This window comes from Streptomyces sp. NPDC049954, assembly GCF_040656295.1.
Lineage (GTDB): Bacteria > Actinomycetota > Actinomycetes > Streptomycetales > Streptomycetaceae > Streptomyces.
The window spans coordinates 513810-538310 of sequence record NZ_JBFALS010000006.1 but is presented as its reverse complement, the minus strand read 5'-3'; the positions used below and the strand labels follow the sequence as shown (position 1 = coordinate 538310).

Sequence of the window (24501 nt, the reverse complement as noted above, 5' to 3'; positions counted from 1 at the left end):
ACCCGCCACCACAGCGGACAACCCAGCCCCGAAACCAGCAACATCACCCGCCAGCACCACAGCACGATGCTCAAACACCGACCGACCGGACACCAGAGCAGACCCGACATCCACCGGCGACAAGCCCGGCCGCTCCGCCACGAACGACGCCAGCCGACCCGCCTGCGCCTCCAAAGCCGCCCCGGACCGACCCGACACCACCCACGGCACCACCGACAACGACGACACCGGAACCGAACCCGAACCCGGCTGCCCTGCGACCTTTGCTGTGTCAGGAACCTCAAGCACCTGCTCCAGCACCACATGCGCGTTCGTCCCACTGATACCGAACGACGACACACCCGCCCGACGAGGACGGCCGTTCTCGGGCCACGGCGTGCTCTCGGTGAGCAGTTCGACGGCGCCCTCGGACCAGTCCACATGCGAAGACGGCTCATCGACGTGCAGGGTGCGCGGCAGTACGCCGTGCCGCATCGCCAGCACCATCTTGATGATCCCGGCGACCCCGGCAGCGGCCTGGGTGTGCCCGATGTTCGACTTCACCGAACCCAGCCACAACGGCCGGTCCCCCGGCCGGTCCTGCCCATAGGTGGCCAGCAACGCCTGCGCCTCGATCGGGTCACCCAACCGCGTACCCGTACCGTGCGCCTCGACCGCGTCCACCTCAGCCGCCGCGACCCCGGCGCTCTCCAACGCCGCCCGAATCACCCGCTGCTGCGAAGGACCGTTCGGCGCCGTCAGACCATTACTCGCACCGTCCTGATTGACCGCCGAACCCCGCACCACCGCCAACACCCGATGCCCATGACGCCGGGCATCCGACAACCGCTCCAGCAACAACATGCCGACGCCCTCGGCCCAGCCGGTGCCGTCCGCGGCAGCCGCGAACGGCTTGCAGCGTCCGTCCGACGCGACGCCCTGCTGCCGGCTGAACTCCACGAAGATGCCGGGTGTGGCCATCACTGTCACGCCACCGGCCAGGGCCAGGGAGCACTCGCCCTGCCGCAGCGACTGGGCGGCCAGGTGCAGCGCCACCAGCGAGGACGAACACGCCGTGTCCACCGTTACCGCGGGACCCTCGAAACCGAACGTGTAGGAGATACGGCCCGAGGCTGCGCTGATGCTGCTGCCAGTGAGGAGGTAACCCTGAAGCCCGTCCGAGGCATCGTGCATCCGCGGCCCGTAATCCTGCGCCATCGCACCGGTGAAGACGCCGGTCCGGCTGCCCCGTACCGACGCGGGATCGATACCGGCACGCTCGAAAGTCTCCCAGGAGGTCTCCAGGAGCAGCCGCTGCTGCGGGTCCATCGCCAGCGCCTCACGCGGCGCGATACCGAAGAACGCGGGGTCGAACTCGGCCGCGTCGTAGAGGAATCCGCCCTCGCGGGCGTAGGTCCTGCCCGGCCTGGCGGGCTCCGGTGAGTAAAGGCCGGTCAGGTCCCAGCCGCGGTCGGCCGGGAAGGCGCCGATCGCGTCGCCCTCCGAGGCGAGGAGCTGCCAGAACTCCTCCGGCGACCGTACACCGCCCGGGAGTCGGCAGCTCATGCCCACGATCGCGATGGGCTCGTCGGACGGCATGACGGCCGGCGCCGGGGTGTCGTCCGGACGCTGCTCGCCGGAGAGCGCCGTCCGCAGATGGCGCACGAGTGCAGCCGGCGTGGGGTAGTCGAACAGCAGGGTGGTCTGGAGCCGCAAACCCAGGGCGGAGTTCAGGTGGTTCCGGAACTCGACGGCACCCAGCGAGTCGAACCCGAGTTCCTTGAACGTACGCTCGGGGTCGACGGCGCCCGGCCCGTCGTAGCCCAGCGTGGCGGCGACCTGCGCGCGAACGAGTTCCATGAGAGCGGCCGCCTGGTCCGTCTCGTCGCGCGGAGTCATCGTGCGCGACGGGGGCGCGGAGAGGGCAACCGGCTCACGTCCGGGCTGCTGCTTCCGCGTATCGGCCACCGTGTCCAGCCAGTAGCGGTCGCGCTGGAAGGCGTACGTGGGCAGCTCGACGCGGCGCGCACCCGTCCCCTCGAACACGGTGGCCCAGTCCACGGACGCGCCACCGACGAAAGCCTCGGCGGCCGAGGTGAGGAAGCGCTCCACGCCGCCCTCGCCCCGCCGCAGAGAACCCACCGCCGTCACCGCGACCTCATGCGCCTCGGCGGTCTGCTCGACCCCCATCGTCAACACCGGATGGGCACTGGACTCCACGAACAACCGGAAACCATCAGCCAGCAGCGCGTCCACCGTCTCCGCGAAACGCACCGTCTGCCGCAGATTCCGATACCAGTAACCGGCATCCAGACCGGCAGTGTCCAGCACCCCACCAGTCACCGTCGAATAGAACGGCACCGACGCCGAACGCGGCGCGACACCCGCCAACTCCCGCGCCAGAACTGCCTCGATCTCCTCCACGTGCGCGCAGTGCGAGGCGTAGTCCACCGCCACCCGCCGCGCCCTGATCCCGTCCGCCTCACAGACGGACAGCAACTCGTCCAGGGCATCCGCGTCACCCGACACCACCACCATGCCAGGGCCGTTCACCGCAGCCAGCGACAGCCGGCCCTCCCACCGGGCGAGCAGGTCACCGATCACGTCCGCACCCAGCGAGACCGACACCATGCCGCCACGCCCGGACAGAACGCGCAGCGCCCTACTCCGCAGCGCCACCACCCGCGCCCCGTCCTCCAACGACAGAGCACCCGCCACACACGCAGCCGCGATCTCACCCTGCGAATGACCCACCACCGCAGCCGGCACCACACCCACCGACCGCCACACCTCGGCCAACGACACCATCACAGCCCACAACACCGGCTGCACCACATCCACCTGACCCAGCCAGGCATCATCACCAGAGGCATCACGCAGAATCTCGGTCAACGACCAGTCCACGAACGGAACCAACGCCGCACCACACTCCGCCACCCGAGCAGCGAACACCGGGGACGAATCCAACAACTTCGCGGCCATACCCAGCCACTGCGAACCCTGACCCGGGAACACCAACACCACACGACCGTCCGCACCGACCGCATCGCCCCGCACCACGTCCTGCGATACGCCGCCCTCGGCCAGCGCACCGAGGCCGGCGACCAGTCCCTCGCGGTCCCCTGCCAGCACCACCGCGCGATGCTCGAAGACCGAACGGGTCGTCACCAGCGAGGACGCCACGTCCGCGACCCCGAGCTGCCCGAGGGCGCCCACGAACGTCCGCAACCGGTCGGCCTGTGCCCGCAACGCCGCCGGGGACTTGCCCGACACCACCCACGGAACCAGCGCCGACGACGCCACCACCCGCGAGGACACACCTTCCGAACCCGTACCGGCCCCCGTGTCGGCATCCGCGTCGACGACCGGGGCAGGTGCTCCGGAGAGGACGACGTGGCAGTTCGTCCCGCCCACGCCGAAGGCGCTGACTCCGGCGGTGAGCGGTGCGTTCGTGTCCGGGTCGGGGGTCCAGGGCCGGGTGTCGGTCTGGACCCGCAGGTTCAGGGCGTCCAGCGGGATGTCGGGGTGGGGGGTTTGGTGGTTGAGGCTGGGGAAGAGTTCGCCGTGCTTCATGCCGAGGGCCGTCTTGATGAGGCCGACGATGCCCGCGGCCCCCTCCAGGTGGCCGACGTTGGTCTTGGCCGAGCCGACCAGGAGGGGCGCGCCGGTGTGCCGCCGGGCCGAGCCGAGGACCGCGCCGAGCGCGGCGGCCTCCACCGGATCTCCGGCCTTCGTGCCCGTTCCGTGCAGTTCGACGTACTGGACCCGGGCCGGGTCCACTCCGGCCTGCCGGTAGGCGTGCCGCAGGACCTCCTCCTGTGCCGCCTGATGAGGCGACGTGAGGTGGGCTCCCCCGCCGTCGTTGTTGACGGCGCTGCCGCGGATGACGCAGTACACGGGATCGCCGTCGGCGAGGGCGGCCGGCAGGGGCTTCAGGACGACGGCGCCGCCGCCCTCCCCCCGGACGTAACCGTTGGCCCGCGCGTCGAAGGTGTAGCTGAGGCCGTCGGGGGACAGTCCACCGAACCTGGCGACGCTGACGCTGCTCTCGGGTGCCAGTACGAGGTTGACACCACCCGCGACGGCGAGCGTGCTCTCGCCCCGGCGCAGGCTCTCGCAGGCCAGGTGCACGGCCACCAGGGACGATGCCTGGCCCGCGTCCAGGGTCAGGCTGGGGCCGCGCAGTCCGAGGTGGTAGGAGACCCGGTTGGCGATGATGCTGCGGTGCAGTCCGGTGAAACTGTGCCGGTCGATGGCCTCAAGGCCCCGCCGGCGTTGCAGGGTGGCGTAGTCGTCGGCGATGACCCCGATGTACACGCCCGCCGAGCTGCCCCGGAGCCGGTCGGCGACGATGCCCGCGTCCTCCAGGGCCTCCCAGGCCAGTTCCAGTACGAGACGCTGCTGCGGGTCCATCGCGGCGGCCTCGCGGGGAGAGATGCCGAAGAAGCCGGCGTCGAAGTGGTCCACCTGCCTCTGTTCGAGGAAGCCCCCGCGCCGGGGGGTGACGGTGCCCGGCCCCGAGGTGTCACCACCGTCGTGCGGGTCGCCCGTGTTCCAGCGCTCGTCCGGCACCTCGGTGATGGCGTCGAGGCCGTTGCGGAGCAGGTCCCGGAAGGCCGCGGGGTCGGGTGCCCCAGGGAGGCGGCAAGAGACTCCGACCACTGCGATCGAGGTGTCCGCCGTGTGCGCGGAGGCGGCTTCGGAACCCTTCATGAGCGTGACTCCCTGGGACCAGGACGTGGAGGTGCCGGGCGCGGCAGGACGCGCTCCCGGCTCCGCCAGGCGTGATGATGGTGTGATTCCGACGTACGGGGGGGGCACCTCACGGTGCCCGGTCGGCGTAGGGCGACACGGTCGCCGACCTGTGAGGCGTACTCCACTGTGGCGAGGCGCGCCGTTGCGCCCCGTGAAGGGGATGGAGTGGTGGTGGGCGGGAGACGGTGACGACCGGCGGGCCCGTGAGGGAACCGCTGGGTGCTTGCGTCGGCCGTCGAGCCCGCGTGGGCCGTGTGGTCCGGACCGGGCCGGCTTAGTAGATGCCCTCAGGAGCCGCTCGTACGACCTGTAGCGGCCGGACGTTGGCGACGCCGTCGCACGGCCAGTCCTCGCCGGTGTCGTACCGCACGGCGAGATCGCGTTCGAGGACGTTCGGCAGGAAGAGGTCCTCGTGCAGGACGGTCAGCCGGACCTGGCCGTGTTCGCCGTACGCCACCACCTTGGACCAGTCGTCCTTGTCGACCACAGCCATGGTCACCTGCGGGTAGTTGGGCAGGTAGGGCATCAGGGCGCCCTCGGCCTCCACGGGCAGTCCCACGGTGTTGCCGAAGGTGTTGGCGTAGGTGACGACGACCGGGCCACCGCCGAGCGCCTTGCGGAAGGAGCGCCACATGGCGGGGGTGGCGTGGGTGCCGCTGAGTCTTGCTCCGCGCAGTCTCGCCACCAGGTCCGGTCTGGCCTTGACGAGGGCCTGTAGGAGCGCCGGAGTGGTGACGAGGTAGTCGACGGGCTGGCTTTCCAGCACGGCGGACATCTGGTCGACCAGGTGGGCCGTGTACTCCTGGGCCTCCTTCAGCCTGCCGTTGCGCAGGAGCCGCTTGACCCAGCGGGGGTCGAAGTCGATGCCGTAGACGCGCCCGTCGTAGAGCTGGGCCAGGTCCACGGCGCCGTGACCGATGAGGTGCGGGCCGGTGGGTGTGGCCTGGAGCCAGCAGCGGCCCCGCTCGAAGCCCTCGCGTTCGAGGACCCAGCGCCGCCAGGCGGCGCGCTGCACGAGCATCGGCTCGGTGTAGTAGACGCGGCACGGGCTGCCGGTGGTGCCGCCGGAGTCCCAGACCCGGCCGGTCAGGGGCCGGGGCACGGCCTGGGGTACCAGCTCGGCCGGGTCGAGCGTGCGCAGCTCGCCCAGCGGCATCGGGCCGAAGGCCGTCAGGTCGGTGTACCGGGTGATGTCCCGCGGGTCGAGCGCGAGTTCGGTGGCTCGCTTGAGCCAGTAGGGGCTGCCCGTGTCGGGGTCGAAGTGGCGGCGTACGACGCGGCGTGTCCACGCGTCGATGTCCTCGGCCAGCCATGCCTCGACGAGGGCGGTCTCGTGCGTCATCACGTCACCCCGCCAGCGCGTCGTCGGTGGGCAGTTCGATGCCGAAGTCGTAGACCGCGGTCATCGCCTCGAAGACGTGGTCGGGGCTTTCGACGTGAACCACCGGGAAGTCGGCGTTCTGGAAGGTGCCGAAGGCCGCGGGGCCGAGAACCAGCCCGAGCTGGGTGCCGGCGTCCTCCAGTCCGCCGATCATGTGCGGCACGCTCACCGGGTCGGTCGGGTTGCGGCGGAACAGGTCGCGGATCTCGTCCGCCGTGGTGAGCGTCCGGCGCTCCATACAGGAGTGGACGGGTACACGGGGGTCCTGGAAGGTCATGCTCTCCAGGACGGGTTCGAGGAAGTCCGTGACGTGTTGTTGCAGCGGCGAGTGGAAGGCCGCGCCGTGTTCCTCGGAGACGTGCAGGGCACCCGGTGGCAGAGTCGCGCCGAACTCGTCGAGGGAGGTCCGGTATCCGCCCAGCAGGACCATGCGTTCGCTGCCCGTGCCCACACGGCCGAGGTCGGCCGAGAGGTGGACGTCGCTGACGTCGGCGACCAGGGTCGCCGGGTCGGTGTCGAAGGGAATTCTCACCATGGCGACGGCTTGACGCGGAGTGCTGGCGGCGGGGGCGGGAACGTCGCGCAGGCGCATCAGGAGTGTGAAGAGTTCCTCGCGTTCCACAGCGCCCGCGAGGCAGGCCGCGACCAGTGCGCCGAAACTGAGGCCGCACGTGGAGCCGGGGACTATTCCGTATTCCTCGGCGAGTACGTCGGAGATCCCAAGAATGGCTGCCGCCTGACGAATGGCGCCGACTCCCTGGCGGTGTTCCTGTCCCGGCTGTCTCTGCTCGTTGAATATGCGAGGGACTTCTATACCGGTCCACTCGGCTATTCGCGTATAACTGCGCTGCACGCTCGGGAATAGCTCGTAAAGCTCGGCACCGGCTCCTGGTTGGTCATTCATGCCGCCGTCGAGAACATACGCAAGCGTCACCCAGAACCCCCGTTCCCGCTCTCCCCGTCGGGCAGAGCAACACCGCATTGCGGTGATTGTCGATCCAGCTCCCTCGTAGCGTCTCCCTCCGCCCGGAGGTCGCTTAGCTGTTCGGTTATTTCATCCAACCCCCGTACGTGATCTCGTGTCAAGGAAATATTGCCGCAGCCCAGCGAGGCATGCGCAACTACTGTGCCCAGGCGGGTAGTTGCGCTGCCCGCGGATCAGCCCTGTGCGGCCTCGGGGACCCGCGCCGCTCCCGACTCCTCCCACACCCGGTCCAGGGCGTCGACGAATCCCCGCACCTCCTCGGCGCTGTGCACGGCACCGGGGGCGACCCGGAGGATCTCCTCGCCGACCCGCACGCTCGGCGCGTTGATCGCCTGCACGTAGATCCCGTGATCGTCGAGGAGCCGCGCGGACATGTGCTTGCACAGCGCCTCGTCCCGCACGAGGACGGAGACGATGTGGGTCAGGTCCGAAATGAAGGGTATGCATCGCTCTTTCAGCAGTTGGTGCATCAACGAAGCGCTTTTCCACAGACGTTCGCGTTCGTCCTCGGCCGAGCGCAGATGCCGTACGGCGGCGAGGGCGCCTGCCGCGACCGCCGGCGGCAGAGCGGTGGTGAAGATGAACGAACGGGCGAACATGCGGACGGCCTCGATCACCTCGGTGGGCCCCGCGATGTAGCCACCGGTGGTGCCGTAGCCCTTGGCCAGGGTGCCCATGATGACCGTGAACTCCTCGGCCAGGCCCTCCCGTGCGGCGATACCGGCCCCTTCGGGCCCGTACATGCCCACCGCGTGCACCTCGTCGAGGTAGGTCATCGCCCCGTAGCGTTTCGCGAGGTCGGCGAGTTCGGCGAGCGGCGCGATGTCACCGTTCATCGAGTACACCGACTCGGCCACGACGAGCTTCGGGGCGTCCGGGTCCGCGGCCGCCAGGAGCTCTTCGAGGTGGGCGGTGTCGTTGTGCCGGAAGATGCGCTTCTGGGCTCCGCTGTGACGCAGGCCGTCGATGATGGAGGCGTGGTTGAGGGCGTCGGAGAAGACGAGACACCCCTCCATGCGGCCGGCGATGACGGACAGCGCGCCGTCGTTGGCGGTGTAGCCCGAGGTGAAGAGCAGGGCGTCGTCCTTGCCGTGCAGCGCCGCCAGCTCCTTCTCCAGCAGCACGTGGTAGTGGTTGGTGCCGCCGATGTTGCGTGAACCACCGGAGCCCGCGCCGTACTTGTCGACGGCCGTCTTCATCGCCTGGAGCACCGCGGGGTGCTGACCCATGCCGAGGTAGTCATTGCTGCACCAGACGCTGATGCTGCCCGCGTCCGTGCCTGCGCTCACGCTGGCCGCGGGGAACTTCCCTGCGAGCCGTCCGATCTCCAGGAACTCCCTCTTTCCGCCGTCAGAGCCTTCGACGAGGCGCGAAAAAAGGTCCAGGTATTGGGTCGTCACGTCTACTCGCTTCACTTTTGGGCTGTTTGAGGCCACGAGCAACTGCAGGAGACTGCGTGGAACCGAGTGAGGCCGCGGGGCGACGGCGGCTCTTTCCGGCCGCTTTCGCGCGGGCGTCACCAGCGAAATCGTGCGCGGATTCGCGGTTCGCCGTCGCCGATTCGAGGAGGCTCGGGGAAGTAGCGACTGTATATCATCGTTCCTTGTCGGTGTTCAACCGACGTACAAGAAAAAGGCTTTCGTCCCGGAGGAATAACGACCTCCGCTTATTGCGCGCTCGGTGATCACGCGGCGTCCACTGTTGTCAGGCCGTGGTGATCATGCAATCCTCTGGTCCGGAGAATGCAACCGGCGAAACGGAGTTTCGGTGTCCGCGAACGAGAATTACGCCCGCCGGGTCCTGGAGGCACTGGCCGCCGATCCCGACCGGATCGCCCTGTGGCGGGAGGGTGAGGAACTCACCGCCGGCCAGTTCTCCAGGACCGTTCGCGCGGCGGCGGAACTCCTGCGCCGGCACTTCACGGAGGGCGAGGCCCCGACTGTGGCGGTGCTGACCGTCACCAACAGCCCGGCCACCATCGTGCTCCGCTACGCGGCCAACCTCGTCGGCGCGCCCGTGGTGCACCTGCACTCGACCAACGCGGTCGATCCCACCGACCAGTTGGCCGCCGCCGCCCGCCACGAGATCCTCTCCGGCACCGGGGCCGCCTTCCTCGCGGTCGACAAGGAGAACCTCGACGCGGCCCGCGAGTTGTGCGACCGGCTGACCGACCCGCCGAGGCTCGCCGCGCTCGGGGCCCTCGCCCCCGACGTCCTGGACCTGTCGGCGGGGGACCCGGACGCCATCGATCTGGGCACCGTCGAAGCCGATCCCGAGCAGCCGGCCGTGGTGCTCTACACGAGCGGCACGAGCGGCACCCCCAAGGGGGTCGTCCTGCCCTACCGCGTCCGCAGTCTCTATCTCGCGGCGGGCCTCCAGTCGCCCGAACCCATCGTGTACCTGTCGACCCTGCCGGTGAGCCACTCCAACGGTTCGGGCGCCGACCTCGCCCTCGCCTCCGGTGGCACGGTCATCCTGCACGACGGGTTCGAGCCGGGCGAGGTGCTGCGGGCGCTGGGGCGCCACCGGGTCTCCGCACTGACCCTGACCCCGCCGCAGCTGTACATGCTGGTCGACCACCCGGACATCTCCACCACCGACCTGTCCGGCATCAGGATCATCTCGTACGGCGGTTGCTCCGCCTCCCCGGCCCGGCTCGCCGAGGCGGTCGAGGTGTTCGGGCCGGTGCTCCTGCAGTTCTACGGGACCACCGAGACCAGCGGCATCAGCGTGCTGATCCCGCCGGACCACTTCGATCCCGGACTGCGCGCGACCGTCGGCCGCCTGACCGCCGAGGTCCGTATCCGCGACCCGCACGACCACCACGACCTCGCGCCCGGTGAGGTCGGCGAGGTCTGCGTCCGCTCCCCGTTCAACATGCTCGGCTACTGGGGAGACCCGGAACTGACCGCCCGTACCGTCCGTGACGGCTGGGTGCGCACCGGCGACCTCGGCTCCGTCGACGAGCAGGGGCTGCTGCGCCTGCACGGCCGGACGAGCGAGGTGATGAAGACCAACGGGATCAAGGTCTATCCCGTGGATGTCGAGAACGCGCTGCTGTCCCACCCGGAGATCGCCCAGGCCGCGGTGTACTGCGTGGTGGACGACGACCGGGTGGAACACGTACATGCGGCCGTCGTGCTGCGGCCGGGCGGCACCGCCGACTCCGCGGCACTCGTCGGTCACGTCTCGGCGCAGTTGTCGCCCAAGCACGTGCCCGCCCTCGTCACGTTCCACGACTCACTGCCCCTCACCGGAGCCGGCAAGCCGGACAAGCAAGCGCTGGCCGCCCCGCGGGCCCGCACGGCATGACGCTCTCGGCGGCGTCCGTACTCGCCGAGTCCGCTGTGCGGCGCCCCGGCCACCCGGCGCTCGTCTTCGGCTCCCGGCGGATCACGTACGCCGGACTCTGGGAGGCCACCCGGCGGTACGCGGCCGTGCTGCGGGAGCACGGTGTACGTCCCGGTGACCGCGTCGCGCTGCTCCTGCCCAACACGCCGCACTTCCCGATGGTCTACTACGGTGTGCTGGCGCTCGGGGCCGTGGCGGTCCCGGTGCACGGGCTGCTGCGCGCCGACGAGATCGTCCACGTACTGCGCGACTCCGAGGCGAGGGTCCTGGTGTGCGCGGCCCCGATGCTGGTGGAGGGCGCCAAGGCGGCGGAGGTGGCCGGGGTTCCCCTGCTCACCGTCATGGCCGGGGAGGGAAGCGGTCCGCCACGTCTCGACGCCCTCGCCGAGGGGGCGCGGCCCGTCGACGCTCTGGTGCCGCGCGCGGCCGGGGACCTGGCACTGGTGCTCTACACCTCGGGCACCACCGGTACGCCCAAGGGCGCGATGATCACCCACCTGAACCTGGTGATGAACGTCAGCACCACCATGCGCTCACCGTTCGACCTCGGCCCGCAGGACGTGCTGCTCGGCTGTCTGCCGCTGTTCCACACCTTCGGCCAGACCTGCGGGATGAGCGCGTGCTTCCTGGCCGGCGGCACCCTGGTCCTGATGGACCGGTTCGACGGGCCCGCGGCGCTCGACCTCATGGTCACCGAGGGGTGCACGGTGTTCATGGGCGTCCCGACCATGTACCTCGCCCTGCTCGACGTCGCCGCGCGGGATGCCCGCCGCCCGCCCCTGGACCGTGCCTTCTCGGGCGGTTCCGCGCTGCCGGTCAAGGTGCTGGAGGACTTCGAGGCCGCCTTCGGCTGTCCCATCTACGAGGGGTACGGGCTCACCGAGACCTCGCCGGTCGTGGCGTACAACCAGAAGGCCTGGCCGCCCCGGCCGGGGACCGTGGGGCGCCCCATCTGGGGGGTCGAGGCGGAGATCGCCGCGGCCGACGTGGAGGACCGCGTCGACCTGCTGCCGGCCGGCGAGGTGGGCGAGATCGTCGTGCGGGGCCACAACGTGATGGCCGGCTACCTCAACCGGCCGGAAGCCACCGCGGCCGTGCTGGTCGACGGCTGGTTCCGCTCGGGCGATCTGGGGGTCAAGGACGCCGAGGGCTACCTGACCCTCGTCGACCGCAAGAAGGACATGGTGCTGCGAGGCGGCTACAACGTCTATCCGCGAGAGGTCGAGGACGTACTGATGCGCCACCCCGCCATCGCCGAGGTAGCCGTGATCGGGCTCCCCGACGAGAAGTACGGCGAGGAGGTGTGCGCCGTGGTGCGGACACGGGCCGGCACGCCCGCGGGAAGCCGGCTCGCCGAGGACATCGTGGCCTGGAGCAGGGAGCGGATGGCCCGGCACAAGTACCCGCGGCTCGTCGAGTTCGTCGACGCCTTCCCCCTGGGCCCCAGCGGGAAGGTGCTGAAGCGGGAGCTGACCGCGCGCTTCGGTGAGCGGAGCCCCGGGCGGTCCGCCCCGCAGGGTGAGGGCGGCGGCCCGCCGTCCTCGGGAGCGCACCGCGGCTGACCCCTGCGGGCCCCGCCGTGAGGCGGGGCCCGGAGCGTGCCGGAGCGGATCAGTCCCGGCCGATGCCGGGCGCGCTCGCGCCGGTGCGGGACCGCTCCCGGAACACCGCGAGGTCCTCGCGGAGCGCGGCGATCACCTGGTCCTGCTGTTCGGCCAGGTAGAAGTGCCCTCCGGGGAAGGTCCGCAGCCTGAAGCCGGCGCGGGTGTGCTCGGCCCACCCCCGGGCCTCGTCCCCACGTACCTGCGGGTCGGCGTCGCCGGTGTAGACGTGCAGGGGGAGGTTCAGCGCCGGTCCCGGCCGGTGGACGTAGTTCTCCACGACCGCGTAGTCGGCGCGCAGAGTGGGCACGATCATCCGCACGACGTCCTCGTCGTCCAGCAGTGCGGAGGCGGTGCCCTGCAGTTTGCGGACTTCGGCGATGATGCCCGCGTCGTCCCGGAGGTGCACGCTCTCGTGGCGGACCGCGCCCGGTGCGCGGCGGCCGGAGACGATCAGTCCGAGCAGCCGGCCGTCGAGCTCGCGCTCCATCCGCCGGGCGGTCTCGAAGGCGAGGGTGCCGCCCATGCTGTGGCCGAAGAACACCAGGGGACGTTCGGGCTCGTCCCGCAGGACCCCGGAGATCTCCCGCACCAGGGCTTCGACGCTGGTGAGCGCCGGCTCGGACCTACGGTCCTGCCGGCCCGGATACTGCAGCGCCAGCACCTCGACCCGAGGGGCGAGCCGGGCGGACAGGGGCAGGAAGTAGCTGGCCGAGCCGCCCGCGTGCGGGAAACACACCACGGTGACCTCGCTGTCCGGCGAGGGATGGAACCCCCGTATCCAGCGTTGCCTCAGTTCCTGCGTGTCAGCCATGTGTCTCGTCCCTTCTGTTGCCTGGCGGGCGCGCGCGGCCGGGGGACGCGCACAGGCGTCAACCCTTGCGGATCAACGCGCGATGATCAAGGTGTCCGCGGGACGGGCACGAGCGCGGGAACTCCGCCCCCATCGAGCCGGGGCGGGCCGCGGCGCGCCTGGTTCCCCTCGGGCGGAGCGCTGTTGACCGTCCCCGGGGCCCGGCGGGTGGACGTGGTCAGGGCTGGTGGGCGATGGCGGTCACGATCAGTCCGCGCTCGATCCGCCAGCGGCCCTCGAAGGTCTCCAGGAGCCGGCCCTCGTGGTCGTGTCCCTTCGACAGGAGCCGGGCGTGGAAGGTGCGCCGCTCCGGGTCGAGGTCCAGCTCGGCCTCCTGGAAATCCAGGGGCTGTCCGGTGAGCGGGAACCAGGTCTTGTAGACGGACTCCTTCGCGCTGAACAGCAGGCGGTCCCAGGCCGGAGCCGGGAAGTGGCGTGTCAGCTCCGCCACTTGGCGCTGTTCGCGCGGCCGGGCGATCGCGTCGAGGACCCCTTCGGGCAGGGGTGCGTGCGGCTCCGCGTCGATGCCCAGGGAGACGACCTCGGCCCCGGGGGCGACGGCACAGGCGCGGTATCCCTCGCAGTGGGTCATGGACCCGACGACGCCGCGGGGCCACACCGGTGCGCCACGGAGGCCGGGGACCAGGGGTCCGGCCGGCCGGCCCAGCGCCGAGAGGGCCTGCCGGGCGCAGTGCCGGACGGTCGTGAACTCCCGGCGCCGCTTGTCCACGGCCTTGGCTATCACCGCCTGTTCCTCGGGGTGGAGGAAGACTTCGGCGGTGTCCTCGAATGCCTCGGCGCTCCGGGCCTGCGGCGGCAGCAGCGAGGTCAGGAGGGTGGAGGTCCCCGGGCTCACCGGGCGTCCTTCCGGGGGTCGATCCTGCGCAGGATCCCCCGGGGATGGCCGTGCCGGCGCCACTCCCGCGGGTAGCCCACGGAGACCTCGTGGAAGGGCACGCCGTCGTGGACGGTGCGGCGCGGGATGTGCAGGTGGCCGTAGAGGACGCAGGAGACGGGGAAGCGGCGGTGCCAGTCCTCGGTGCGGCGGGTGCCGCACCACATCGCCAGGTGGGGGTGGTGCAGGACGCGGGTGGGTTCCCGTACCAGCGGATAGTGGTTCACCAGGACCAGCGGGAGGGCGGGGTCGACTGCGGCGAGGCGGCGTTCGGTGGCGGCGACCCGGGCCGCGCACCACGCCTCCCGGCTGGGGTAGGGGTCGGGATGCAGCAGGTACTCGTCGGTGAACGCGATGCCCTTGGCGTCGGCGATCTCCAGGCCGGCCGCCTTGGACGTCGCTCCGTCCGGCAGCCAGGAGTAGTCGTAGAGCAGGAACAGCGGGGCGACGGTGCACGGTCCGCCCTCGCCCCGGAAGACCGGGTACGGGTCCTCAGGGGTGAGGACGCCGAGGCCCCTGCACATCTCGACCAGGTACCGGTACCGCTCCTCACCGCGCAGCGTCAGCGGGTCGGAGGGGTGGGTCCACAACTCGTGGTTTCCGGGCGTCCACACCACCTGGGCGAAGCGGTCGGCCAGCAGGGCCAGGGTCTTCTCGATGTCCGAGGCGATCTCCGCCACATCGCCTGCCACGACGAGCCAGTCCTGTGGCCCGTCGGGGCGGAGGTCCTCGACGAGCTGCTTGTTTTCTCCCACGGCCGCGTGCAGGTCACTGACTGCCAGCAGACGACCGGGGGCTTGAGCACCAGTCACAGCGTCATGCTACAGATTCCGGTCACTCCTGACCCCCCTCTTTCGGTTCTGTGGGGCTCTGTACGAGGTTGTCCCGTAAGCCAGTTGGTACTGCCCCTCCTCCGTCGCGGCGAGAGAGGCGGTACTCGGCGGGCCCGTCGGCGCGCGTCAGTCGAGGCGATGACGGCGGTGCTGCCTCACGCGCAGAAGCCCGGCGCCGGGGGTGACAGCTCCTCAAGGGAGTCCAGCAGCTGCGCGGCTCTCGCGACGTCGCCGCTCAGCGGCCGGTCCGCCGTCTCCGGGTCCAGGGCGGCGTCGGCGAGCCGGAAGGCGCGGCCGGCGGGGAGGGCCGGGTCGGGCGGGGCCGGGCGCAGCCGCAGGGCGCGGACCGCGACGACGAGTTCGCAGGCGAGGACGAGCCGGTAGGCCTCGGCCGCGCGGCGGGTCTGGCGGACGGCCTGCGAGGCGAAACTCGCGGCCTCCTCGACGCCCCGGGAGAGCACGGTGTGGCCGCTCGAAGCGGGCGAGGAGGCCGCCGCGCGCAGTTCGGCCAGAGCCGAGTTGGCGCTGTACTCAAGGATCATCGTGCCGGAGTCGGCCGCGGGGTCGGCGGCGAGGAAGCGGGGCAGCCCGGTGATCGCCGGATCGCCGAGGGCGCTGAGCCGGGCGACGCTGAGCCGCGCGGTGCCGAGGACGGCGAGGCACAGGTGATCGAGTGCGAGGCCCAGCGGCGCCGCGAAGAAGCCGCCGTGGTGGTAGGCGGCCGGTCCTTCGTCCGGTCCGGACGCGCTGATCAGCGGATTCTCCGCGGCGGCGTTGATGTCGACGGCCAGGACCCGCAGGAGGGACACCGCCGCTTCCAGCGCGGGACCGTGCAGTTGCGGGAAGCAGCGGAATCCGTACGGGTGCTGGATGAGGCCCTCGGGGCGGCCGGGTCGGTCGGGGGCGCCGAGCTGGCGTCGTATCTCGGTGGCGACCTGGACGACGCCGGGGTGCGGGCGGGCCGCGTGGACGGGGGCGGCGTAGGCCTCCAGGGAGCCCTCGGCGGCGGCCAGCGACAGGGCGGTGACCACCTGGGACGTCCGCACGAGCCGGTCGAGGTCGTGGCCGACGAGCGCGGCCTGGCCGAGCGTGAGGGCGTTGCTGCTCATCAGGGCCAGCGCGTCGCCCTGCTCCAGGGCCACCGGTGCGGGCGCCGGGCCGCCCTGCCAGGGGTGCTCGCCGATCAGGGCGAGGCCGGTCTGGGCCAGCGCCGTGAGGTCCCCGGTGCCGACGGCCCCGAACTCGTTGACCACGGGGTGGACGCCCGTGGTCAGGGCGTCGGCGAGGGCCTGGACGAGGGCGGGCCGCAGTCCGGAGCCGGCGGCCAGCACCTGGTTGACCCGTACGGCCAGCATCGCCCGTACCTCGCGGGCCGCCAGCGGGGCCCCGATCCCCCCGGCGTGGCTGCGCAGCAGGCGCAGGTCGTGCCCCGGGGAGTGCTCGGGGGCCACCCCCATGCTGCGGTTGGCCCCGACTCCTGTGGTCCTGCCGTAGACCCGGCCGGTCGCCGTCAGGGTGCGGGCGGTGTCCCTGGCGTCCTCGACCCGGGCGAGCGCCTCAGGGTCGAGGACGGGGCGGGCTGTTCCTTCGGCGATGCGGACTACGGTGTCCGTGTCCAGCCTCAGCCCGTCGAGAAGCACGAGGGTGTCGTCCATGGGCGGTGCCGACATCACGAAACGCCCCTTCTCCGCACCTGGTGACTCCTGCCCTGCTCGCCGGCCGTACCGGTCCTGCGGTCCCCGCCTGCTCTGTCGCGGCCGCCGCGACCGTGGTGGGCCCGGTCAGCTCAGGCCCTTGTCCTTGAGCCAGCCCTGCGCGACGGCGAGCGCGTCCGCGTGCTCGTACTGCACCTTGGCGTCCAGCTCGCGCAGTTCGTCGGTGTCGAGCTTGCCCGACACGGTGTCGAGGACGTCCTGCCCCTTCTTCGACAGCTTGTCCTTGCGGATCAGCGGGGTCACGTTCTCGAAGGAGAAGAGCCGCTTCGTGTCCTTGAGGACGACGAACTTCTCCTTCTGGATCGAGGGGTCCGTGGTGAAGACGTCGGCGGCCTGGATGTTGTTCTTCTTCAGGGCGGCGACCGTCAGCGCGCCACCGGCGTCCAGGCCCTTGAACGACTTGAAGCTCAGGTTGTAGACCGACTTGAGGCCGGACAGCCCCTGGTGCCTGGACTGGAACTCCGGCGAGCCGCCGATGACCAGCTGCGGGGCGATACCGGCCAGGTCCTCGATCGTGGAGTCGGTGGTGAGCTTGTACTTCTTCGCCGTCTCCGCGTTGACCGCGACGGCGTCCTTGTTCTCGGCGGTGGACGACTTGAGGATGGCCAGCGCCGCGGGCAGCTTGGCGGTGATCTCCTTGTTCGTGTCCTCCACCGACGTCGGGACGGCCTTGGAGTCGAGATAGGCCAGGAGCGCGCCGTTGTACTCCGGGATGGCCGTCACCGAGCCGTTCTTGAGCATGCCGTACGTGGTCTCGCGGCTGCCGATGTTGTGCTTGTACGTGACGTCGATCCCCTTGGCCTTGAGCGCCTCGCCGTAGATGTCGGCGAGCAGGATGCTCTCGGGGAAGTTGTTGGAGCCCATGACGACCTTGCCCTTGCCCGCGGCGGCGGGCTTGAGCGGGTCGCTTCCCGAGTCGTCGGAGGAGCCACACCCCACCAGCAGTCCACCGGCCGTGAGGGAGGCAAGGGCGACGACGACGGTGCGGCGCCGGAACCTGTTCGCGGTATCAGTCACTTTTCCCGATCCTGGTGCTCAGCGATGACGGAGAGATGGCTAACGGGCCCCACGCGCACGGCGATCGGGCCGGAATGGTGCTTCCCCCGCCCCGCCCTGCGGCACTCGGAGGCCGCTCCCGACGATCCAAGCGATCTCCCTCGCTCATCGTCAAGAGCAGCCTGATCACCGATTGGCTTCGAATCACGACCGCCCGTGCCAGCGCATGAGAGGTATGACTTCATTTTGGTCGTTAACTGATCTCTTTCTGCCGGGGGTTGGCCGAACCGCACGGGGCGGCCACGGTAGGGTCCCCCTCGTTGTCGGTGCGCACACCGGCCCCAACAGTCCCGTATTTCACAGGTGTTACACCGTTCGCATCCCAGCCAAGGAGGCCAGGTGTCCTCGCACGAAGGGGGAGCTTCCGGTCGGCCGTCCACCTCGCCGCGCGAAGCGGGCCGCCGGATCGGCACGCTGCTGGAGCGGTGGCCGTTCGGCCGCAAGCTCCATCTCCTCGTCCTGGTACCGGTCGTGGTCATCGCCGCGATGCTCGCCTACGTCGTGAGCGACGAGCTGACGCAGGCGCGTGACGCCGCCGACACCGCCACGCTCGTGCGGGACAGCGAGAGCGTCGCGACCCTCATCGACGATCTGCAGAGCGAGCACCGCCAGGCCCTGCTGCTCTCCGTGCACCACCAGGCGGCGCAGACGGGCGCTGCCGCCAAGCCGTCGAAACGCGCCTACGTCGCGGCGCAGCGCAAGACCGACGCCCAAGTACGCGCGGTGCGGGCCACGTTCGGCTCCCGGCTGCCGGCCGCCGAGGCCGACGCCATCGACACGGTCGGCGGGCTGGACGATCTGCGGCAGATGATCGGCGCGCAGTTCCTGCCCGCCGACAACATCGACCCCACCTACATCGCCCTGGGCGACCAGCTGATCGACGGCCTCGGGCTCACCGGTTCCGGCACCTCGGCGCACGGCTCGGCGGGCAGCAGGCTGGAGGCGCTGCTCGGCGCCGACGCGGCCCACGCGGCTTTCGAGACAGCCGTGTTCGGCGCGCAGAGCGGCGACGCCAACGCGCTCAACGAGTTCCTGCGCGCGGTCGGGGACCACCGCAGGTTCGAGGACCGGTCCGAACTCTTCAAGTCGCTGTCCTCGCAGGACGAGGGCGCCCTGGTGGACGGCGTCGAGCGCAGCTCGCAGCAGCGGACCATCGAGGACCGGTTCAACGCGCTGCGCGTCGACCCCAGTGCGCTCCAGTCCAGTGGTACGCGGCAGTTGCGGGCCTCGATCGACGCGGCGCTGAGGGCGGAGCCGCAGTTCGCGCGGCAGGCCGAGGACCGGCTGCGGATCACCCACACCCTCATCGACCGGATCGCGGCCCAGGCCGACGACGCCTCCGGCGAGGCGTGGCGGCGCACCGTCCTCCTGCTGGTGGCGGCCGTGCTGGCGCTCGCCCTGTGGCTGCTCTTCTCGTTCCTGGTCCGCCGCTCGGTCGCCCGCCCCGTCCGGGTGCTGACCGCGGCGGCCCAGCAGGTCGCCGACGCGACCGGCCGGGAACTGGCCCGGGTCGCCGACGACGAGTCGGCCGAGACCCGGCCGCCGAGCCTGCGCGAGATCCCGGTCCCCGTACGCGACGAGATCGGCCGGCTCGCCGAGACGTTCAACCAGGTGCAGTCCGCCGCCTCGGCGCTGCTGGAGCGGCAGATCGTCGTACGCGGCAACGTGGAGAAGATGTTCGGCAACATCGGCCACCGGGTCAGCAACCTGGCCTCGCGTCAGCTCGACCTGATCGAGGGCCTGGAGAGGTCGCAGACCTCCCCCGAACTCCTGCGCCCGCTCTACCGGATCGACAACATCGCCACCCGGCTGCGCCGCAACGCCGAGAGCCTCCAGGTGATCGCGAGCAGGCGCGGGACGGCGGCGGACGTCGACGCGCAGGGGCCCACCGGCCTCGCCGACGTGCTGCGGGCGGCGCAGAGCACCATCGAGGGGTACGAGCGGGTCACGCTGCGCCCTGCGGCCGAGGTGGCCGTCGTACCGGCCGCCGTCGGCGACCTGACGCTGATGCTGGCCGAACTCCTGCAGAACGCCGTGTACTTCTCCCCGGCGCACACCACGGTCGACGTCGCCGTACAGGTGCGGCCGCCGGCCGAGGGCGCCGTCATCGAGATCATCGACCACGGGCTCGGCATGCCCGCCGAGCAGCTCGTCGAGGAGAACGCCCGGCTGCTCAGCAGGGAACGGCTCGACCTCGCGCCGACCAACGTGCTCGGGCTGTTCGTCGTGGGCCGGATCGCCCGCCGTTTCGGCATCGGGGTCGTCCTCAGCCGCACCCCGGGCGAGGGCCTCACCAGTACCGTCACGATCCCCTCCGGACTGCTCCTGCCCGCCGCGGCCGTCCCCGCACCGGCCGGTCCGCCTCCCGCGCCCGTCGCTGCCGCCACCGCCGGTCCTTCCGGGCTTCCCCGGCCGGCCCTGGTCGCGGCGACGCCGCACGAGAGCGGTCTGCCCAAGCGGGTCTCGCGCCGTGGCGGAGAGGAGACCGCGGGCGTGGGTGCCCCCGGGGCGGCCTCCACGACTCCCGGCGCCGCCCCGGCGCCCCGGGGGTCCGAGGACGACCCGCGGCACGACCACGCACGGCAGGACCCGGAAGACCCCGACGAGGCGCGCGGCGGCCGGGGCCCGGACGACGGTCCCCGGCCGCTGCGGCGACGGGTGCGCGGGGCGACCCTGGCCCCGGCCGCGGAGCGGCCGGCCGCCGCCGTCTTCGAGCGGCGCGACCCGGTCGACGCGGCCCGGGTGCGCAGCGAACTGGAGGACTTCGAGGCCGCGACGGAGCGGGCGCGACAGGACTCCACGCGCGACACGACAGTCGCGGTGCCTCGGGCACCGCTCACCCCGGAAGGATCTGGCAATGACGGACGACCGCACCACGAACCCGGCGGCAGCCGACGGGCTCGGTGAATCCGCGGCGAGATTCACCTGGCTCCTCGAACGCTTCGCCACCGAATCGGCGGGGGTCGTGGACGCCATCGCCGTCTCCTCCGACGGCCTGCTCATCGCCGTGTCCCGGCCGGACGGCCACGACGACTCCGAGCGGCTGGGGGCGGTGATCTCGGGCATGCTCAGCCTCGCGGCCGGGGCCAGCGCCAACTACGGGCTCGGCGATCTGGGCCGGATCATCATGGACTACCAGGGCGGACGGCTGCTGGTGACGGCGCTGGGCAGCGGCGCCGTGCTCGGCGTCGTCGCCTCCACGGAGGCCAAACTGGCCGACGTCGCCTACGAGATGACGCTCTTCACCGAGCGGGCCGGAGCGGTGATCAGCCCGGAGCTGATCGTCGAGTTGCAGAAGCAGGTCACCTCGGCGCCGGCGGGATGAGCCGGCGCAGGAAACCAGGGAGCGAGGAGGGCGTACCGCCATGCCGGCCGGTGAACCCGCAGCCGACGAGACCGGGGACGAGCGGACCGGGCCGGTCACCCGTGCCCCGGCGATCCGCCCCTTCCTGCTGACGGCGGGCAGGGTGGCCGACGCGAGCAGCGCGCTGCCCGTGGAGACCCAGGTGGTGGCCACGGCGCAGGCCCTCGCCATGCTCGGCACCCTCTCCTTCGAACCGCTGGCCATCGTCTCCGTCTGCCGGCAGCCGCAGTCCCTAGCCGAGATCGCGGCCCACCTCCACCTCCACCTCAACGTGGTCCGCGTTCTGGCCGAAGACCTCCGGGTCAGAGGACATCTGGCCGTGTACGAGCCGGGTACCGGAACCGCCCGGGACCCCTCGATTCTGCAAAGGGTTATCGATGGGCTACTCGCCATCCCCGACTCCCCAGAGGCATGACCCGTCGGGCGCCGGGGCCACAGCCGCCCGGCCGGCCGTCCAGCCGCCGCTGCCCGTGAAGATGGTGATCGCGGGCGGCTTCGGAGTGGGCAAGACCACCACGGTCGCCTCGATCTCCGAGATCACGCCGCTGACCACCGAGGCGTCGATCACCTCGGTCTCGGCCGGTGTGGACGATCTCGCCCATACACCGCGCAAGACGACCACCACGGTCGCCATGGACTTCGGCTGCATCACCATCGACCCGACGCTGAAGCTGTACCTGTTCGGCACCCCGGGCCAGGACCGCTTCAAGTTCATGTGGGACGACCTCGTGGAGGGCGCCCTGGGCGCGCTGGTGATCGTCGACACCCGCAGGCTGGACGACTGCTACGTGGCCGTCGACTACTTCGAGGCGCGGGGCATCCCGTTCGCCGTCGGGGTGAACACCTTCGAGGGCAGGACCAGCCACTCGCTGGACGAGGTGCGCTGGGCGCTGGACGTCGAGGCGCGGGTGCCGCTGTTCGCCTTCGACGCCCGGGAGCGGGGTTCGGTGCGCGACGCCCTGCTGACGGTCCTGAAGGTCGCGCTGGCCGGTGCGGTGGCGCCCCGCCACCGTGCCGGCCCCGAGGACGGCGGGTGAACGGCCGCTCGTACGTCAGGCACCCGGACGCGCCGGGGGCCTGACGTACTAGCGGCCCTGGGGCGGAGGTCAGCGTCGGCGGACGCCCGGGGAGACGGCCAGCCGCCCGGCCAGCCAGAAGATCGCCAGGGAGACCAGGGCGAGCAGCGCGACGAGGGTGGCCCCGCCCACGACCTTCTCGTAGTCGCGCTGGTAGAGGCCGTCCACGATGAACCGGCCGAGCCCGCCGAGACTCACGTAGGCGGCGATGGTGGCCGTCGAGATGATCTGGATCGCCGCGGACCGCAGGCCGCTGAGGACGAGCGGCAGCGCCGCCGGGAGTTCGACCCGCAGCAGCACACTCACCGGGTGCATGCCCATGCCGCGCGCCGCGTCGACGGGTGCCGGGTCGACGCTGCGTACGGCCTCGTACGTGGTCACCAGGATCGGCGGGATCGCCAGCACCACGAGCGGGATCATCACGGGGGTCAGCCCGATGCCGATCGCGACGAACATCAGCACCAGCAGGCCGAAACTGGGCAGCGCCCGCGCGGCGACGGAGATGACCGCGAGCACGTTGCCGCCCCGGCCGGTGTGACCGGTGATCAGCCCGACCGGCAGCCCGATCCCGGCGGCGATGCCCAGCGCGATCAGCGAGTAGTCGATGTGTTCCCCCACCCGGCGCGGGACGCCGTCGTAGCCGTGCCAGTGGGCGCCGTCGCCGAAGAACGCGGTGATGAAGTGGACGATGTTCACCGGGCACTCTCCAGTGCGGGCCGGGCGTCCGCCGCCGCCTCGGCGGCGGGGGCCGTGGTCCTGCCGCGCGGCAGCCACGGGGTCAGTACGTTCCGCAGCAGGAGCAGCAGGAGGTCGGCGGCGATCGCGAGCACGGCCGTGGTGACCACGGAACTGACGGCCAGCATGGGCCGGTGGTAGAACATCGCGTCGGCCAGCAGGTTGCCGAGCGCCCCCTGGTTGCCGATCAGCGCCCCCACGCTGACCAGGCTGATGCTCGCGACGGTGGCGCCGCGCAGCCCCGCGAAGATCGCCGGGACGGCGATGGGCAGTTCGACCCGCAGATAGCGGCGCCACGGACCGAAGCCCATGGCGGTGGCCGCCGCCTGCGTCTCCTCGGGCACCGCGCGGACGCCGTCGACGATGGCGGGGACGAGGACCACCAGGCTGTAGAGGGTCAGCGGGATCATCACGGTGATCTGGCTCTGCCCCGTGTAGTCGATGAGGATGACGAAGATCGCCAGCGAGGGGATCGCGTAGAAGATCGTGGTGCCCCACAGCACCGGCGGGTAGACCCAGGCGTACCGCACGCACAACTGGCCGATCAGCAGGGCCAGTACCAGGCCCGCGGCCACCGGGATCAGCGCCTCCTCCAGGTGCCGGGCCACGAGGCCCGCGTAGCTGTGCTGGAGGTCGCTCGGCACGTCGAAGAAGCTGCTCATCGGCCGGCCGCCACGGGCCGCCCGGACGTCGCCGCCGCACCCTCGTGCCCGGCGTGCGCGGCACGGATGGCCGCGGCGATCATCTCCTGCGAGGCGACGCCGACGACCCGGCCCGCCGTGTCCACGGCGACGGCCCAGCCGGTCGGGGACAGCACCGCGCCGTCCAGCGCGGCCCGCAGCGAGTCCTGGTGGACCGAGAAGGGCCTGCCGCACGGGATCAGTCCGTCGGGGCCGGTCCGCGGGGCCGCCGGGTCGGTCCAGCCGAGCGGCCGGCCCGCCGCGTCGGTGACCAGCAGGTACGGGACGGTGGCGCGCCGGGCCGGCGTCCCGGCGGACGGGTCCGGGTCCTCGGCGGTGGTCCGGGCCGACGCTTCGGCGCCCTGGACCACCGTGGGAGCGGACGCGAGCTCCAGTCCCGTCGAGCTGAAGAAGGACAGGCGCCGCACGCCGCGGTCGTTGCCGAGGAAGTCCTCGACGAAGGCGTCCGCGGGCGCGGAGAGCAGTTCGCCGGGGGGCGCCAGTTGGGCGATCCTTCCGCCGGTGCGCATCACGGCGATGCGGTCGCCGATCTTGATGGCCTCATCGATGTCATGGGTGACGAAGACGATCGTCTTGCCCAACTCCTGCTGAATGCGCAGCAGTTCGTCTTGCAGCCCTTTACGCACCACGGGGTCGACCGCCGAGAACGGCTCGTCCATCAGCAGGACCGGCGGGTCCGCCGCGAGAGCCCTGGCCACTCCGACCCGCTGCTGCTGGCCGCCGGAGAGCTGGTAGGGGTAGCGCTTGGCCATGCCGGGGTCGAGCCCCACCCGGCCCATCAGCTCCGTCGCCCGCTCCCGCGCGCGTTCCTTGCCCCAGCCGAGCATGCGCGGCACGGTGGCGATGTTGTCCAGGATGGTGCGGTGCTGGAAGAGCCCGGCGTTCTGGATGACGTAACCCATCGAACGACGCAGCGCGTTGACCGGCTGCTGGCGGATGTCGTGCCCGTCGAGCAGGACGCGTCCCTCGCTCGGCTCGATCATCCGGTTGATCATCCGCAGCGTCGTCGTCTTGCCGCAGCCCGACGGTCCCACCAGCACGGTGATCGAACCATCCGGTATCTCCATCGACAACCGGTCCACAGCGACCGCGCCGTCGGCATACCGCTTTGTCACCGCTTCAATGCTTATCAAGGTGTCAAGTACCCTTCGGCGTGGTCCAGTTCCGGCCTTCCCGGACGCCCGGGCCTACCGTATCGCGCCCTCGTCGGGGCCCGGCGGG

General features: G+C 71.2%; 18 protein-coding genes. 6 read left to right on the top strand and 12 right to left on the bottom strand.

Annotated elements, in window-relative coordinates; genetic code table 11:
* The 4 genes from AB0J21_RS16860 to hemA form a co-directional block, all read right to left on the bottom strand.
* Window positions 1-4692, bottom strand: a 4692-nt coding sequence (locus AB0J21_RS16860; RefSeq protein ID WP_363146714.1) for a beta-ketoacyl synthase N-terminal-like domain-containing protein, incomplete at its 3' end; no start/stop codon positions are given.
* Window positions 4693-5008: 316 nt separating this feature from the next.
* Window positions 5009-6076: an arylcarboxylate reductase gene (locus AB0J21_RS16855; protein ID WP_363146713.1), complete on the bottom strand. Its 1068-nt coding sequence runs from the start codon at window positions 6074-6076 to the stop codon at window positions 5009-5011.
* 4 nt (window positions 6077-6080) lie between these two features.
* Complete coding sequence (locus AB0J21_RS16850) at window positions 6081-7019, bottom strand: ACP S-malonyltransferase (protein WP_363146712.1); 939 nt, start codon at window positions 7017-7019, stop codon at window positions 6081-6083.
* A gap of 254 nt (window positions 7020-7273) precedes the next feature.
* On the bottom strand, window positions 7274-8500 hold the full coding sequence (hemA, locus tag AB0J21_RS16845) for a 5-aminolevulinate synthase (RefSeq protein WP_363146711.1): 1227 nt from the start codon (window positions 8498-8500) through the stop codon (window positions 7274-7276).
* A 367-nt stretch (window positions 8501-8867) separates the two neighbouring features.
* Between hemA and AB0J21_RS16840 the strand changes: the two genes are divergently transcribed.
* Window positions 8868-10412 carry a fatty acid--CoA ligase family protein gene (locus AB0J21_RS16840; protein WP_363146710.1) on the top strand — a complete coding sequence of 515 codons (1545 nt, stop codon included), beginning with the start codon at window positions 8868-8870 and terminating at the stop codon, window positions 10410-10412.
* The gene (locus AB0J21_RS16835; RefSeq protein WP_363146709.1) at window positions 10409-12013 is read left to right on the top strand and encodes a long-chain fatty acid--CoA ligase; all 1605 of its coding nucleotides are present in this window, start codon (window positions 10409-10411) and stop codon (window positions 12011-12013) included. The genes AB0J21_RS16840 and AB0J21_RS16835 overlap by 4 nt, the downstream gene beginning before the upstream one ends.
* 49 nt (window positions 12014-12062) lie before the next feature.
* Here the strand turns inward: AB0J21_RS16835 and AB0J21_RS16830 are convergent, their stop codons facing one another.
* The 5 genes from AB0J21_RS16830 to AB0J21_RS16810 all read right to left on the bottom strand — a co-directional run bounded on the left by AB0J21_RS16830 (window position 12063) and on the right by AB0J21_RS16810 (window position 17365).
* Window positions 12063-12866 (bottom strand): alpha/beta fold hydrolase, encoded by an 804-nt coding sequence (locus tag AB0J21_RS16830; RefSeq protein ID WP_363146708.1) that lies wholly within the window; start codon window positions 12864-12866, stop codon window positions 12063-12065.
* A gap of 217 nt (window positions 12867-13083) precedes the next feature.
* The gene (locus AB0J21_RS16825) at window positions 13084-13761 is read right to left on the bottom strand and encodes a 4'-phosphopantetheinyl transferase superfamily protein (RefSeq protein ID WP_363146707.1); all 678 of its coding nucleotides are present in this window, start codon (window positions 13759-13761) and stop codon (window positions 13084-13086) included.
* Window positions 13758-14612 (bottom strand): metallophosphoesterase, encoded by an 855-nt coding sequence (locus AB0J21_RS16820; RefSeq protein WP_363146706.1) that lies wholly within the window; start codon window positions 14610-14612, stop codon window positions 13758-13760. The genes AB0J21_RS16825 and AB0J21_RS16820 overlap by 4 nt, the downstream gene beginning before the upstream one ends.
* A 176-nt stretch (window positions 14613-14788) precedes the next feature.
* Window positions 14789-16303: an aromatic amino acid ammonia-lyase gene (locus AB0J21_RS16815; protein WP_363146705.1), complete on the bottom strand. Its 1515-nt coding sequence runs from the start codon at window positions 16301-16303 to the stop codon at window positions 14789-14791.
* A gap of 111 nt (window positions 16304-16414) precedes the next feature.
* A complete protein-coding gene (locus AB0J21_RS16810; RefSeq protein WP_363146704.1) occupies window positions 16415-17365 on the bottom strand; it encodes an ABC transporter substrate-binding protein in 951 nt (316 codons plus the stop codon).
* A 378-nt stretch (window positions 17366-17743) separates the two neighbouring features.
* Here AB0J21_RS16810 and AB0J21_RS16805 point away from each other — a divergent pair, with 378 nt between their 5' ends.
* The 4 genes from AB0J21_RS16805 (at window position 17744) to AB0J21_RS16790 (ending at window position 21805) form a co-directional block, all read left to right on the top strand.
* The gene (locus AB0J21_RS16805) at window positions 17744-20311 is read left to right on the top strand and encodes a sensor histidine kinase (RefSeq protein WP_363146703.1); all 2568 of its coding nucleotides are present in this window, start codon (window positions 17744-17746) and stop codon (window positions 20309-20311) included.
* Complete coding sequence (locus AB0J21_RS16800) at window positions 20262-20729, top strand: roadblock/LC7 domain-containing protein (protein WP_363146702.1); 468 nt, start codon at window positions 20262-20264, stop codon at window positions 20727-20729. Before AB0J21_RS16805 ends, AB0J21_RS16800 begins: the two co-directional genes overlap by 50 nt.
* Before the next feature lie 40 nt (window positions 20730-20769).
* Window positions 20770-21183, top strand: a complete 414-nt coding sequence (locus tag AB0J21_RS16795) for a DUF742 domain-containing protein (protein WP_363146700.1) — start codon at window positions 20770-20772, stop codon at window positions 21181-21183.
* Window positions 21184-21244: 61 nt separating this feature from the next.
* Window positions 21245-21805, top strand: coding sequence for an ATP/GTP-binding protein (locus AB0J21_RS16790; RefSeq protein ID WP_363146740.1), 561 nt, complete (start codon window positions 21245-21247; stop codon window positions 21803-21805).
* 69 nt (window positions 21806-21874) lie between these two features.
* Here AB0J21_RS16790 and AB0J21_RS16785 read toward each other — a convergent pair whose 3' ends face one another.
* Genes AB0J21_RS16785 through AB0J21_RS16775 form a run of 3 tightly spaced genes read right to left on the bottom strand, consistent with a single transcriptional unit; the run spans window position 21875 to window position 24413 of the window.
* Window positions 21875-22540 carry an ABC transporter permease gene (locus AB0J21_RS16785; RefSeq protein ID WP_363146699.1) on the bottom strand — a complete coding sequence of 222 codons (666 nt, stop codon included), beginning with the start codon at window positions 22538-22540 and terminating at the stop codon, window positions 21875-21877.
* Window positions 22537-23241, bottom strand: coding sequence for an ABC transporter permease subunit (locus AB0J21_RS16780; protein WP_363146698.1), 705 nt, complete (start codon window positions 23239-23241; stop codon window positions 22537-22539). The genes AB0J21_RS16785 and AB0J21_RS16780 overlap by 4 nt, the downstream gene beginning before the upstream one ends.
* Entirely contained in the window at window positions 23238-24413 is a 1176-nt protein-coding gene (locus AB0J21_RS16775) for an ABC transporter ATP-binding protein (protein WP_363146697.1), read from the bottom strand. Before AB0J21_RS16775 ends, AB0J21_RS16780 begins: the two co-directional genes overlap by 4 nt.
* Between the last annotated feature and the right edge of the window lie 88 nt (window positions 24414-24501).